The sequence below is a fragment of the Fluviibacterium sp. S390 genome (assembly GCF_049800695.1).
GTDB lineage: Bacteria > Pseudomonadota > Alphaproteobacteria > Rhodobacterales > Rhodobacteraceae > Meridianimarinicoccus.
Genome location: NZ_JBNAFN010000003.1, coordinates 195,757 through 209,334, shown reverse-complemented (window position 1 = coordinate 209,334; position 13,578 = coordinate 195,757). Strand labels below are relative to the sequence as shown.

Annotated in this window: 15 protein-coding genes; 4 read left to right on the top strand and 11 right to left on the bottom strand. The window is 64.9% G+C overall.

Going from position 1 to position 13,578, the window contains the following annotated elements; all coding sequences use genetic code 11:
* Positions 1–2 precede the first annotated feature (2 nt).
* The 9 genes from ACP15K_RS04295 to ACP15K_RS04255 all read right to left on the bottom strand — a co-directional run bounded on the left by ACP15K_RS04295 (position 3) and on the right by ACP15K_RS04255 (position 9,106).
* Positions 3–2,210 (bottom strand): 3-hydroxyacyl-CoA dehydrogenase NAD-binding domain-containing protein, encoded by a 2,208-nt coding sequence (locus ACP15K_RS04295; protein ID WP_424989893.1) that lies wholly within the window; start codon positions 2,208–2,210, stop codon positions 3–5.
* A gap of 88 nt (positions 2,211–2,298) precedes the next feature.
* Complete coding sequence (locus tag ACP15K_RS04290) at positions 2,299–2,751, bottom strand: cupin domain-containing protein (RefSeq protein WP_424989892.1); 453 nt, start codon at positions 2,749–2,751, stop codon at positions 2,299–2,301.
* Positions 2,748–3,224, bottom strand: coding sequence for a cupin domain-containing protein (locus ACP15K_RS04285; RefSeq protein WP_424989891.1), 477 nt, complete (start codon positions 3,222–3,224; stop codon positions 2,748–2,750). Before ACP15K_RS04285 ends, ACP15K_RS04290 begins: the two co-directional genes overlap by 4 nt.
* A 17-nt stretch (positions 3,225–3,241) precedes the next feature.
* Complete coding sequence (locus tag ACP15K_RS04280; protein WP_193140560.1) at positions 3,242–3,733, bottom strand: hypothetical protein; 492 nt, start codon at positions 3,731–3,733, stop codon at positions 3,242–3,244.
* A gap of 3 nt (positions 3,734–3,736) precedes the next feature.
* The gene (locus ACP15K_RS04275; RefSeq protein ID WP_193140561.1) at positions 3,737–4,948 is read right to left on the bottom strand and encodes an acetyl-CoA C-acetyltransferase; all 1,212 of its coding nucleotides are present in this window, start codon (positions 4,946–4,948) and stop codon (positions 3,737–3,739) included.
* A complete protein-coding gene (locus tag ACP15K_RS04270) occupies positions 4,948–5,601 on the bottom strand; it encodes a glutathione S-transferase family protein (protein WP_424989890.1) in 654 nt (217 codons plus the stop codon). The genes ACP15K_RS04275 and ACP15K_RS04270 overlap by 1 nt, the downstream gene beginning before the upstream one ends.
* Positions 5,602–5,986: 385 nt before the next feature.
* On the bottom strand, positions 5,987–7,765 hold the full coding sequence (locus tag ACP15K_RS04265; RefSeq protein WP_424989889.1) for an acyl-CoA dehydrogenase C-terminal domain-containing protein: 1,779 nt from the start codon (positions 7,763–7,765) through the stop codon (positions 5,987–5,989).
* A gap of 57 nt (positions 7,766–7,822) precedes the next feature.
* Positions 7,823–8,209 carry a MerR family transcriptional regulator gene (locus ACP15K_RS04260; RefSeq protein ID WP_424989888.1) on the bottom strand — a complete coding sequence of 129 codons (387 nt, stop codon included), beginning with the start codon at positions 8,207–8,209 and terminating at the stop codon, positions 7,823–7,825.
* A gap of 528 nt (positions 8,210–8,737) precedes the next feature.
* Positions 8,738–9,106, bottom strand: a complete 369-nt coding sequence (locus ACP15K_RS04255; protein WP_193140565.1) for a MerR family transcriptional regulator — start codon at positions 9,104–9,106, stop codon at positions 8,738–8,740.
* Between the two features lie 150 nt (positions 9,107–9,256).
* On the opposite strand from ACP15K_RS04255, the gene ACP15K_RS04250 reads away from it, so the two are divergent.
* The 4 genes from ACP15K_RS04250 to thpR are packed head-to-tail and all read left to right on the top strand — an operon-like array spanning position 9,257 to position 12,081.
* Positions 9,257–9,667, top strand: a complete 411-nt coding sequence (locus tag ACP15K_RS04250) for a PaaI family thioesterase (protein ID WP_193140566.1) — start codon at positions 9,257–9,259, stop codon at positions 9,665–9,667.
* A gap of 15 nt (positions 9,668–9,682) precedes the next feature.
* Positions 9,683–10,204 carry a PaaI family thioesterase gene (locus tag ACP15K_RS04245; RefSeq protein WP_193140567.1) on the top strand — a complete coding sequence of 174 codons (522 nt, stop codon included), beginning with the start codon at positions 9,683–9,685 and terminating at the stop codon, positions 10,202–10,204.
* 1 nt (position 10,205) lies between these two features.
* The gene (locus ACP15K_RS04240; protein WP_226925693.1) at positions 10,206–11,531 is read left to right on the top strand and encodes an MATE family efflux transporter; all 1,326 of its coding nucleotides are present in this window, start codon (positions 10,206–10,208) and stop codon (positions 11,529–11,531) included.
* A 1-nt stretch (position 11,532) separates the two neighbouring features.
* On the top strand, positions 11,533–12,081 hold the full coding sequence (gene thpR / locus ACP15K_RS04235) for an RNA 2',3'-cyclic phosphodiesterase (RefSeq protein ID WP_424989887.1): 549 nt from the start codon (positions 11,533–11,535) through the stop codon (positions 12,079–12,081).
* A 4-nt stretch (positions 12,082–12,085) separates the two neighbouring features.
* On the opposite strand, the gene ACP15K_RS04230 is transcribed toward thpR, so the two are convergent.
* Both ACP15K_RS04230 and ACP15K_RS04225 read right to left on the bottom strand, forming a co-directional pair.
* Positions 12,086–13,144, bottom strand: coding sequence for a quinone-dependent dihydroorotate dehydrogenase (locus tag ACP15K_RS04230; protein ID WP_424989886.1), 1,059 nt, complete (start codon positions 13,142–13,144; stop codon positions 12,086–12,088).
* Entirely contained in the window at positions 13,141–13,479 is a 339-nt protein-coding gene (locus ACP15K_RS04225) for a DUF952 domain-containing protein (protein WP_193140570.1), read from the bottom strand. The genes ACP15K_RS04230 and ACP15K_RS04225 overlap by 4 nt, the downstream gene beginning before the upstream one ends.
* Positions 13,480–13,578: the final 99 nt, after the last annotated feature.

Genomic DNA, 13,578 nt, shown 5'->3' with positions numbered 1-13,578 from the left:
CCTCAGGCGGCGGCGAGGGCCTTTCCATCGCCATAACGGCCATAGAAGGTCTCGCCGCTGTCGGCCAGATCGCGCAGCAGCGCAGGCGCGCGGAAGCGGGCGCCGTGGTCGGCTTCCAGCCGGTCGCAGATCTCGACCGCCTTGGCCGCGCCGAGGATGTCCAGCCAGCTGATCGGGCCGCCCGACCACGGCGCGAAGCCCCAGCCGAGGATCCCCGCCACATCGCCTTCGCGGATGTCCATCAGCACGCCCTCCTCGAAGGCGCGCACCGCTTCCAGCGCCTGCATCATCAGCAGACGGTGCTGGACCTCGGTCAGTTCGGGCTGGGTGTCGGCGCGCGGGTATTTCGCGGCCAGCCCGTCCCACAGGCCGGTGCGCTTGCCGGCATCGTCATAGGAGTAGAAGCCCGCGTTGGCCTTGCGACCCAGACGGCCCTCGCTCTCCAGCCAGAACACGACCTCGTCCACATCGCCGTCCGGATAGGCGTCGCCCATGGCGGCACGGGTGGCGCGGGCGATCTTGGCGCCCAGGTCGATGGAAACCTCGTCGGTCAGTTGCAGCGGGCCCAGCGGCATCCCCACCAGCTTGGCGGCGTTTTCGACCAGCGCCGGAGCGACCCCTTCGCGGACCATGCGGATGCCCTCGTTGGTGTAGGGCAGGATGCAGCGGTTGGCGTAGAAATAGCGCGCGTCGTTGACGACAATCGGCGTCTTGCGGATCTGGCGCACGAAATCCAGCGCCTTGGCGACGGCCCGGTCGCCGGTCTGCGCCCCCTTGATGATCTCGACCAGCAGCATCTTGTCGACGGGCGAGAAGAAGTGGATGCCGATGAACTGTTCTGCCGACCGGCTGGCCTTGGCCAGTTCGGTGATCGGCAGGGTTGAGGTGTTGGTGGCGAAGATCGCGTCGGCGGGCAGATGCGCCTCGGCCCTGGTGGTGGTTTCGGCCTTGACCTTGGGATCTTCGAACACCGCCTCGACCACCAGATCACAGCCCGCCAGCGCGGCGAAATCGGTGGTTGCGGTGATCTGGCCCAGCACCTGCGCCTTTTTCTCTTCGGTCACCTTGCGGCGCTTGATGCCCTTGTCCAGCAGTCCCTCGGAATAGGCCTTGCCGCGATCCGCGGACTCCTGCGACTGGTCGATCAGCACCACCTCGATCCCGGCCTGCGCCGAGACATAGGCAATGCCCGCGCCCATCATGCCCGCGCCGATGACGCCCAGCTTCTTCACGGTCTGGTCCGGCGCTTCGGGCCGGTTGGCGCCCTTCTCCAGCGCCTCCTTGTTGATGAAGAGCGAGCGGATCATCGCGGTGGAGGAAGGGTTCAGCAGGACACTGGTGAACCAGCGCGATTCGATCTTGATGGCGGTGTCGAAGGGCACCAGCGCGCCTTCGTAAACCGCCGACAACAGCGCCTTGGCCGCCGGGTAGACGCCCTTGGTCTTGCCGTTGACCATGGCCGATGCGCCGACGAAGGTCATGAAGCCCGCCGGGTGATAAGGCGCGCCGCCGGGCATCTTCCAGCCCTTCTGGTCCCAGGGCTTCACAATGTCCTTGTCGCTGGCCGACAGCACCCAGTTGCGGGCTTCGTCCAACAGGTCGGCCGCCGGGACCACGTCGTCGATCAGGCCGGCCGATTTGGCGCGTTTGGGATCTGACAGCCTGCCCTCCAGCAGGAAGGGCGCCGCCGCCATCGCGCCCAGCTTGCGCGACAGCCGTGTGGTGCCGCCCGCGCCGGGGAAGATGCCGACCATGATCTCGGGCAGGCCGATCTTGGCCTTGGGATTGTCGGCCACGATGATCCGGTGACAGGCCAGCGGGATCTCGTAACCCAGACCCAGCCCGGTGCCGGGCAGGGCCGCGATGATGGGCTTGCCGCCCTTCAGGGTCTTGGGGTCCATGCCTGCACGTTCGATCTTGCGCAGCATGGCGTGGATGCGGGTCAGCCCGTCCATCAGCCCCTGCGCCGGGTTGTCTCCGGCCGAGGCTTTCATCTGCGCGATGATGTTCAGATCCATGCCGGCAGCAAAACTGTCCTTGCCCGAGGTCAGGATCACGCCCTTGACGGCGTCGTCGGCCAGGGCCTGGTCGATGAAACCTTCCAGCGCCGTCAGACCCTCAAGGCTCATGACGTTCATGGATTTTCCGGGCACGTCCCAGGTGATGGTGGCGACGCCGTCGGCGTCCACGTCATAGGTGAAATCGGTCATCTGAGGTCTCCTCCGGGAGCATTTTTCTGTGGCTGCAACAACTTGTTGCGGTGTTGATATTCCAGGGTCCGGGCAGGGCAGCGCGCCGTCATCGCTCCGGCTCCAGGATGGTGCCGTCACGGCGGGTCAGGGTCTCGACCCCGTTTTCCCGCGTGCGGATCTTGTCGAGCATGGTGTAGTGAACCCGGTCACTGGCGGCGCGCGTGCCGATGATCAGATAGGTCGCCGGAGACCCCGAGCGGTTTGCCAGGGTGTGCCCCACCGGGTTTCCGGCCGGAAAGGCCGCGGCATCGCCGGGAAGCAACGGGGTTTCGCCCGTGCCTTCGCACAGCGTCACCTCGCCGGACAGGACGTACAGGAACTCGTCCTCGTTCTCGTGCCAGTGCGGATCGCTGCTGCGGCTGCCCGGGTCCAGCGTTTCCATCGCCACGCCGAACTGCGACAGCCCGCCCGGATCTCCCAGGGTCAACCAGCTCATCGGGTTCCAGTGCGGCGGGGCCTGCTCGCGGGGCAGGGCGCTCAGATCAAGTTTCGGCATCATCCTTCCCTCGTGTCGACGTAGGGGGAGCCATCCTTGCGGGTGAATGTGGCGGCGCCCTCGGCCATCGTCACCTTCAGGTCGATGTCGGAATAGGTTGCCACCTCGTGCGGGGCCTTGCTGCCCACCACCAGGAACCGGCCTTCGGCCTCGGATCTGTTGACGAAGCAATGACCATTGGCATCGCCCGCCGGAAACGCCGCACAGTCGCCCGGCGCCATGGCGGTTTCGCCGTCATCGTCGATCAGGGTCAGGTCGCCCTCCAACACCATGACGAACTCATCCTCGTTCAGATGCCAGTGGCGCAACGAGGATCGCGCGCCGGGCTTCAGGATCACCAGGTTGACGCCGAACTGGGTCAGCCCCCCGGCCTGGCCCAGCCGCAAGGACTTGCGCCCGGCCATCTGCGCAGCATAGGGCGCGGGATAGATGGACCTGGTCTTCAGCGGGACGGTAGCAGGATCGATCTTCGGCACGGGAAACTCCTTTTGGATCAGGCGTCGGACACGGGCGGCTTGGGAATGCTGCGCGTGTCGGGGGCCGGGGCGTTGGGATCGACCTTGATATGGCTGAACGGATAGCGGGCGTTGACGACACCGCTGATCAGTTGATCCGACAACCAGACCCCATCGCGCCGGACCAGCATCATCCACGAGGAAAAGCCGGGCACCAGCCGCGTGCCATTGCGCAGCATTTCGCTGTCATAGGTGGCGGTGATCAGGTTGGGCGTGATCTGTTGCACCTCGCGGGCCGTGCGGATCAGATGCGTGGCGCGGTGACCGCGGATCATCTTCACCCAGGCGTCGAAACCGGCGCGCAAGTCGTCGCGGCTGGTCAATACCGTGCGGCTTGCCTGCGTGGTCAGCACGAAAGGCAGGTCGATCGCCGCCGCGAAGCCGTCGAAATCATCCTGGAAGAACGTGTCGGACACACGGTCCAGCCAAGTCTGGACGATTTCGGTGGGGGTCGCAGCGGCGCCGTCCATGGCTCAGACCCGTTCGATCACGGTGGCGGCACCCATGCCCGAGGCGATGCACAGCGTGGCAAGCCCCAGTTCCTTGTCCTGCCGCTCCAGCTCGTCCAGCAGGGTGCCGATGATGATAGCCCCGGTGGCGCCCAGCGGATGACCCATCGCGATGGAACCGCCGTTGACGTTCACCTTTTCCGGATCCGCCTCGAAGGCTTGCAGGAAGCGCAGCACCACCGAGGCGAAGGCCTCGTTGACCTCGAACAGGTCGATGTCGCCGATGTTCAACCCGGTCTCGCGCAGAATCTTCTCGGTCACCGGCACCGGGCCGGTCAGCATGATGGTGGGATCGGTGCCGATCTTGGCCGTGGCCCGGATGCGGGCACGGGGCTTCAGACCATGGGCTTCGCCGAAGGCTTTGTTGCCGATCAGAACCGCCGCGGCCCCGTCCACGATGCCCGAGCTGTTGCCGGCGTGGTGAATGTGCGCGATCCGCTCCAGATGCGGGTACTTCATCAGCGCGATCTGGTCGAATCCGGGCATGACTTCGCCCATGTCCTTGAAGGCCGGTTTCAGGCCGCCCAGGCTCTGCATGTCGGTGCCGGGGCGCATGTATTCGTCATGGTCGAGGATGGTCAGCCCGTTGATGTCGGTCACCGGCACCACCGAGCGCGCAAAGCGGCCCTCGTCCCAGGCCACCTTGGCGCGGCGTTGGGATTCCACCGCCAGCGCGTCGGCGTCATCGCGCGAAAACCCGTATTCGGTGGCGATGATATCGGCCGAGATGCCCTGCGGCACGAAGTAGGTGTTCATGGCAATCGACGGATCGACGGCAATCGCCGCCCCGTCAGAGCCCATGGCGACCCGGCCCATCATCTCGACCCCGCCGGCAACATAAGCGCGGCCAGCGCCGCCCTTGACCTGGTTGGCAGCCAGGTTCACGGCCTCCATGCCGCTGGCACAGAAGCGGTTGATCGACAGGCCCGGCACGCTCTCGGCAAAATCCGAGGCCAGCACGGCGGTGCGCGCAAGGCAGCCGCCCTGTTCGCCCACCTGGGTGACATTGCCCCAGATCACATCCTCGATGTCGGTGGTGTCCAGGCCCGAGCGCGCTTTCACCGCGTTCAGGATCTGCGCAGACAGCCGCGCCGAGGTAACTTCGTGCAGGCTGCCGTCCTTGCGGCCTTTGCCGCGCGGAGTGCGGACAGCGTCGTAGATATAGGCATCGGTCATCAGGCCGGTCCTTTCCGGTTCTCGGGCCGCGCAGGCGGCATCAGGTCATAAGGGTGTTTCCAGCCGGGCAGGGCGGCAATGCGGTCCAGCCAGGCGTCGATATGCGGGTGATCCTTGCGGATGAAGCCGTAAGGTTCAGGGTAGTACAGGTAGCCGCAGCAACTGAGATCGGCGATGGTCACACCGTCGCCCACCACCCAGTCCCGGGTGGAAAGATGCTCGTCGAGAACCTGCAAGGCCGACAGCAGGCGCGCCTGGTTGAAGGCAATCACATCGCCCATCTCTGCACGCTTTGCTTCCGGCAGATAGTTGCAGAGAAACCGGGTCATGCCCGCCTGGCTCGACATCTTGTGATTGTCCCAGAACTGCCAGCGCAGAACCTCGAAACGATCTTCGTCCCGCCCGCCCAGCGCGCCGCTGCGCGCGACGACAAGCTGCTGGATCGCGCCGGATTGCGACAACCGAAAGGTGCCGTCGACCAGAACCGGCGCTTCACCCATCGGGTTCACCCCTTCGCGATAGGTTGCCGAACGCGTGGCCCCGTTGAAGAAGTCCACGGGGACGGGCTCCCAATCAAGGCCCGAAAGCTGCAGGGCCAGCGCCGCCTTGTAGGCGTTGCCGCTCTCCCCGAAACAATGCAACTGAAGTGTCATGCAAGTTCTCCCTTACCCTATCTGGGCGCAGGACGGCGCCTGGTGCAAGGCTTGTGCCCCGGAACGCTGCGTCGCGACTCTGGCCGGTCGGGAATGAGTATTTTTGCCAAGAAGAAAACAGGATTTACCCACTTGTAACCCTGCGTCGCACAAGCTTTCCCGGCGGTACAGGCGGGAGCGCCGATGACCGCCCAAAGAGAAACCCCTCTGCCTTCGTTGACCTCGGCGAGGTGATCGATGACTCGTGTCAGTGCAGGTAGAGGGGTGACTTTTGTTGCGGCTTGAGAACACTATGCGTGCCCTGTTTCTTTTTGGCGCAAATACTCCGGGGGTGAATGGACCGCAGGTCCAGAGGGGGCAGCGCCCCCCTCCCTCCCGCGCGCTTCTAGAAGTGTGCTTCGTCCAGATCCATCACGGGCGCCGCCCCGGACTGGATCCGCGCCAGATGCGTTGCCGTCATCGGAAGTTGCCGGGCCATGTAGTAGCGACCTGTGGTGATCTTGGCCTTCAGGAAGTCGCTGTCGCCTTCGCCGGCGTCCAGTTGCGTCTGGGCGGCCTTCGCCATCCGTGCCCACATCAGCCCTAGGCAGACATGCCCGAACAGATGCATGAAGTCATAGGAGCCGGCGAGCGCGTTGTTGGGGTTCTTCATCCCTTGCGCCATGAAGTACATCCCCGCGTCCTGCAGGTGCTTCGAGGCGGCTTTCAGCGGGTCGAGGAAATCGGCTTTCAGTGCCTCGTCGCCCTCGTTCTCTTTCAGGAAGGTTTTCACCATCTCGAAAAAGGCCATCACCGGTTTGCCGCCTTTCGCAGCCAGCTTTCGGCCGACCAGGTCAAGCGCCTGCACGCCGTTGGCGCCTTCGTAGATCATGGTGATCCGGGCATCGCGGGCGAATTGGGACATGCCCCATTCCTCGATATAGCCGTGGCCGCCATAAACCTGCTGTGCGGCCGAGGACATCTCGAATCCCTTGTCGGTCAGGAAGCCCTTCAGCACCGGGGTCAGCAGCGAGATCATGTCTTCGGCGGCATCGTCATCGGTGCGGTGCGAGCGGTCGATCAACTGCGCGCCCCACAGGGTGAAGGCGCGGGCCCCTTCGACAAAGCTCTTCTGATCCATCAGGTTGCGGCGGATGTCGGGATGCACGATCAAAGGGTCGGCCGGGCCATCGGGGTTCTGGGCGCCGGTCACGGCGCGGCCTTGCAGCCGGTCCTTGGCGTAGAAAACCGCGTTCTGATAGGCGGCCTCGGCCACCGCGTAGCCTTGCAGGCCAACACCGAGTCGCGCCTCGTTCATCATGGTGAACATGGCGCGCATGCCCTTGTGCGCTTCCCCCAGCAGATAGCCGGTGGCCGCGTCATAGTTCATGACGCAGGTGGCATTTCCGTGGATGCCCATCTTCTCTTCGATCTTGCCGACCGAAACGCCGTTGCGGTCGCCCAGCGAGCCGTCCTCGTTCACCAGCACCTTCGGCACGATGAACAGCGAAACGCCCTTGATGCCCTCTGGCCCGCCGGGGATCTTGGCCAGCACCAGGTGGATGATGTTCTCGGCCAGATCGTGATCGCCTGCCGAGATGAAGATCTTCTGGCCGGTGATCTGATAGGTGCCATCGTCCTGCGGCACGGCCTTGGTCCGCATCAGGCCCAGATCGGTGCCGCAATGCGGCTCGGTCAGGTTCATGGTGCCGGTCCACTCGCAGGACACCATCTTGGGCAGGTAGGCGGCCTTCTGCGCGTCCGAACCATGGGTATGGATCGCCGAATAGGCGCCGTGGGTCAGGCCCTGGTACATGTTGAAGGCCATGTTGGCCGAGACGAACATCTCGCCCACCGCCGTGGCCAGCACATAGGGCATGCCCTGGCCGCCGTATTCGGGATCGCAATCCAGCGCGGTCCAGCCGCCCTCTTTCATCACCTTGAAGGCCTCGTCAAAGCCCTTGGGTGTCGAGACCACGCCGTTCTCGAACCGGCATCCTTCCCGATCCCCGGACAGGTTCAGCGGCGCCAGAACCTGTTCCGAGATCTTGCCGGCTTCTTCCAGCACGGCTGACGTGAAATCGGCTTCCAGTTCGTCATAGCCGGGTATGCCGCTGTCGGCGGCGTTCAGCACGTTCTGCAGGACGAACTGCAGATCCTTGATCGGGGCGGTGTAGGTGGGCATGGCTCTCTCCCTTGGGTGTTGGGGTGGGGCCATACGCTGGTGGTGTGGCCCCCCTGTCTATTCTGCCGCCTTGCCGGCGGCGTCGTATTCCGCGATCTGCGCCCGGCCGGTGACCAGTTGTTCGCGCAGATCGGCGATGGCATCTTCCAGCGCGCGTTGCTGGGCGAGCATCTCTTCGAGATGTTTCTGCCCGATCTCCACGGCATGGCGCAGTTGGGTCTGGCGCGTGTCATCCACGTCGTACAGATCCAGCAGCTGGCGGATTTCTTCCAGGCTGAACCCGAAACGCTTGCCGCGCAGGATCAGCTTCAGGCGCGCCCGGTCGCGGCGTATGAAAAGCCGCTTCTGACCCTGACGGATCGGGGCCAGCAGCTCCTTGGATTCGTAGAAGCGGAGCGTACGGGGCGTGACATCAAAGGCATCGCACATTTCCCGAATGGTCATTGTTTCGTTCATCGTTCAACTCGTCCTAGGTCGTTGAGGTCTTCTGACACCACCGACCTAAGGCCGCTGACGCCAATCTAGTAGACAGGGTGACGTGCACGTAAACGAAACGTCGCGTCATCCCAAGAGAGAGCGTTACGTTATTTGATGTTTGCGCTGCAAAGGACAAGTCGTAGACGCTGGAAGAGGTCAGGAAAGGCATTTTCTTGCCCAACTGAAGGAAAATTTCGGCTGAAACGCCAACCCTCAGGGATATCTGGAGGATATTTGTTGCGGGAAGCCCGGTTCGGGGCTCTTTCGGCGGGGTAAAGATTTCGCGAAATTAGTTAACCGTGCGTCAGTTTTCGGCGCATCAACGGTATGAACCCGCGCAGATGCAGCTTGGACGTGCGGATTTTTCGGGAATGGTCCTGCGTCAGATCCCGGGGTGTGTGCCCGCAATAGCGGGCAACAGGGGCGGTCAATAACCTGTATATTGGGTATATCTTTAAGGCCTATTGCGTCATCGGCCGCCGATGATCCGCGCGCCTACAGGCTGTTGGCGACCTTGTCGCGCAACTCCTCGAGTTCGGAAATCGAGGCATCCAGCTGCCGGCGCTGTTCGGCCAGTACGTCCAACTGGCGGGAAGCCAGGTCGACCCAGGCTTCCATTTGCACGTGGGTGCCCTTCTCTTCGTAGATCATCAGCCACTGCCGGATTTCTTCAAGGCTGAAACCAAATCGGCGGCCCCGTTTGATCAGCACCATCCGGGCGACTTCGCGCGGCGTGTAGAACCGGGACCGGCCTTCCTTATCGGGCTGCAACAGCTCGATGTATTCATAGTAGCGCAGCGTTCGCGGCGTCACATCGAATTTCTCGCACATTTCCTTGAACGACAGCCTTTGCTGGTCGGTCATGGCGCCCTCCTGCCCGTCTGAGTCCTGCACTTGAAGGAACCGTATATCGCCGGGAAGGTCAACGCATCTGGCCCGTTGCGTCATGCGCAGGGGTGGACGCGACCGAGGGGCGGGACTAGAGCTTGGCAGGACGCAGCGACGGGTACGGCGATGAGTGACAGCAGTCTTGAAAATGCGCGGGCCCTGATTGCGGCCTTGCCCTACGCCCACGCGCTGGGGCTGGTGCTGACCGATTTCGGCGAAGGCTGGGCCGAGATGGAGATGCCGTATTCCGCCGATCTGGCGGGCGATCCGGCCACCGGGGTCATGCATGGCGGCACCGTGTCGGCCTTGCTGGACACCACCTGTGGCGCGGCGGTGATGAGCCATCCCGACACCGGGCCGACAACCGCGACGCTGGATCTGCGCATCGACTACATGCGGCCTGCGGTGCCGGGGCAGACCATTCGGGCGCGGGCCGATTGCGTGCGGGTGACCCGCTCTATCGCGTTTGTGCGCGCAACCACCCGGGATGAGCGTGACGATCCCATCGCCATGGCCACCGGCGCCTTCACGTCCTGAGCCGAGGAACCCCAGATGCCCGTTGATTTCCCGCGCCCCGAACCGGTCCAGATCGTCAAGCAACGCCGTGATGCGACGCTGAATGCATTGGTCGGGCGGGTGCCCTACATCCGCACCCTGGGCATCGTGTTCGAGCGTCGGGGCGACGAATTGACCGCGATTCTGCCGTTCAGTGAAAAGCTGATTGGCAACCCGATGCTGCCGGCCCTGCATGGCGGGGTCACCGCCGGATTTCTGGAAGTCGCCGCCGTGATCGAACTGACCTGGTCGATCATCTGGGACGATGTCGAAGCGGGCCGGGTCACACCCGAGGATCTGGCCGATCCAGAGGCGATCCGGATGCCCAAGACCGTGGATTTCACCATCGACTACCTGCGGTCCGGCCTGCCGCGCGATTCCTATGCGCGGGCGCGGGTCAACCGGATGGGGCGGCGCTATGCCAGTGTCCATGTGGAGGGCTGGCAGGACAATCGTGACCGCCTGTTCGCGCAGGCGACCGGGCATTTCGTGATGCAGGCGCCGCGCCGGAAGGGCTGAGATGACCCGAACGCCGGTCGAAATGGCCCCGCCGACCCATCGCCGGGTGCTGCGGATCGCCCTGCCCATCGTGCTGTCGAACGCCACGGTGCCGATCCTGGGATTGGTCGATACCGGCGTGGTCGGCCAGATGGGGGCGGCGGCCCCGATCGGCGCGGTGGGCATCGGCGCGGTCATCCTGACATCGATCTACTGGGTCTTCGGCTTTCTGCGCATGGGCACCGCCGGGTTGACCGCGCAGGCGCTGGGGGCGGACGACCGCGAGGAGGTCGTGGCGATCCTGTCGCGCGCCCTGTTGGTGGCGGCGCTTGGCGGCATCGGGCTGATCGCGCTGCAAGGACCGATGATGGCCGGCGCCTTTGCCCTGTCGCCGGCCTCGGCCGAGGTTGAAGACATGGCGCGTGGCTATATCGGCATCCGGGTCTGGTCGGCCCCGGCGGCGATAGCGCTGTATGGCGTTACCGGCTGGCTGATCGCGCAGGAACGCACCCGCGCGGTGCTGCTGCTGCAACTGTGGATGAACGGCTTGAACATGGGGCTGGACGTGCTGTTCGTTCTGTCCTTCGGCTGGGGCGTGAACGGCGTGGCCGTGGCCACTTTCATCGCGGAATGGAGCGGGCTGGCCCTGGGCCTCTGGATCTGCCGCGGGGCGCTGCTGGCCCCGGCGGCGCGGGCCTGGACGGCGGTGTTCGACCGGGCGCGGATGCTGCGCATGGCGACGCTGAACCGCGATATCCTGATCCGGTCGCTGTTGCTGGAAGCGATCTTCGTGTCGTTCCTGTTCTTCGCCGCCGATCTGGGCGACGCCACGCTGGCCGCCAACCAGGTGCTGCTGCAGTTCCTGCACATCACGGCCTACGCGCTGGACGGGTTCGCCTTTTCCGCCGAAGCGCTGGTGGGGCAGGCTATGGGCGCGCGGCAACGCCAGGTCCTGCGCCGCAGCGCGGTGTTGACCAGTTTCTGGGGCGGCATCGCGGGGCTGCTGCTGACCGTCGGTTTCGCCGTGGCGGGCGGTACGATCGTCGATCTGATGACCACTGCCGAGGATGTCCGGGTGCAAGCACGTGAATTTCTGCCGTGGATGATGGTGGTGCCCGTCTTCGGCGCGGCAGCCTGGATGCTGGACGGCATCTTCGTGGGGGCCACCAGATCGAAGGACATGCGCAACATGATGGTGGTTTCCGTGCTGGCTTACGGCGCGGCCTTGGCGGTGCTGATGCCGGCCTTTGGCAATCACGGGCTGTGGGCGGCGCTGATGGTCAGTTTCGTGGTGCGCGGGGTGACGCTGGGCCTGCGCTATCCGGCGCTGGAAGCGGAGGCCGCCTGAGATGCGCAGTTTCGTGGCCCTTGCCGTGCCGGGGTTCCAGTCGGATGCCCTGGAAAAGGTGCAACACATGCTGCCGTCCGGCCGCAAGGTGCCGCCCGAGAATTTCCATGTGACGCTGGCCTTCATGGACGATCAGCCGGTCGAAGTTCTGGACGACCTGCATCTGGAACTGGAACAGGTCCGGCAGGACGGTGTGGCGGTGGAAATCGCGGGGTTGAACACCCAGGGCGGCCCGGCGATTGCCTTTGCCGAGGTCACGCTGACCGACCCGTTGGTCGCATTGCAGGGGCAGGTGGCGCGCGCGGCGCGACGGGCAGGCATCACGCTGGAACGGCGGCGGTTTCGCCCGCATGTGACGCTGGCCCGTTACCGCAAGGAGATGCGCCCCGAGGATCTGGACAAGCTGGGCCGCGCCCTGCAGACCCACGCGCAGTTGCGCCTGCCAGCCTTTGAACCGCGCGCCTTCGGCCTGTATCGCTCGACCCTGACCTCCTCAGGGGCGGTCTATGACCTGATGGCCGAGTATCCGCTGGCGCACCTGCCCTTCTAGGCGGTCACAGCCAGTCGTCGCGCCCGCTGCCCACGGCCTCGGCCACGGTTGCGAAACCGTCGCGTTTTAGCAGAACCTCCAGCCCTTCGGCGACGCGGGTGGCCAGCGACAGCCCTTCGTAGACCAGCGCCGAATAGATCTGCACCGCCGACGCACCGGCGCGGATCTTTTCATAGGCCTGCTCGGGCGAGCCGATGCCGCCGACGCCGATCAGCGGCAGCTTGCCTTGGGTCAATTGCGACAGGCGGGCCAGAACGCGGGTGGATGTCTCGAACAGCGGCGCACCGGACAGGCCGCCTGCCTCCAGCCGGTCATGGCTTTGCAACGATGGCCGGGCCAGCGTGGTGTTGGTGGCGACGATCCCGTCGATGGCGCTGTCGGTGGCGACCTCGGCAATGTCGGCAATCTCGGCGTCGGTCAGGTCGGGCGCGATCTTCAGGAACACCGGGATCGGGCGCTTCATCTGGCCGCGCGCATCCATCACCCCGGTCAGCAACGCCCAAAGGGCGGCGCGTCCCTGAAGGTCGCGCAGGTTCTCGGTGTTGGGCGAGGACACGTTGACGGTCACGAAGTCCACATGCGGCCCGCAGGTTTCCAGCACCTTCACATAGTCCTGCGCGCGGTCGTCGCTGTCCTTGTTGGCGCCAAGGTTCAGTCCGACGATCGACGCGCCGGGACGGGTGGCCAGACGTGCGGCGATGGCCTCGGCACCGTCATTGTTGAATCCGAAGCGGTTGATGATGGCGCGGTCGCGCGCCAGCCGGAACAGGCGCGGGCGCGGGTTGCCCGGCTGCGGGCGCGGGGTGGCGCCGCCGACCTCCAGAAAACCGAACCCGCTGCGGGCCAGTGCATCCAGCGCCGTGGCGTTCTTGTCAAACCCGGCGGCCAGACCGACCGGGTTGGGCAGCGACAGCCCCGCCAACGTGGTGGCCAGCCGGGGCGAGGTCACCGGCCCGCTGCCCGGCACCAGCCCGGCATTCAGCGCCGCTATGGCCAGCCCATGCGCAGTTTCGGGGTTCATCTGGTGCAGGGCTTTCAGTCCAAGGCGCTCAAGCAAGCTCATGCGGGCAACTCCGGAAAGTCATGGCCATCGGCGGCCAGTGGCAGCGGGGCGGACCAGGTCACCTCGGCGCGGGCCAGCGCGCGGTACAGATGCGGGAACAGCGCCCCCCCGCGCGACGGTTCCCATTTCAGGTCCGGGCCAAGGGCCTCGGCGTTCACAGCGGCCAGAATCAGCCCTTCGGCACCGGCGAAATGCTTGGCCGCGGTTTCGGCCACCTGCGCGGCGGTCGAGAAATGGATGAAACCATCGGCAAGGTCCACCGGAGCGCCCAAGGTTTGCCCATCGGCGCAAAGTTTGGCCCATTCTTCGGCACGGAATATCTTGAAGATCATCATGGGGTTCATGTGCCGCGCACGGGGCGCCGGGTCAACCGCGCAAGGTGCTTTGTCCCTGAGGCAAAGCGTGCCAAGGTGGCCTTCTGAGATTCACAAGAA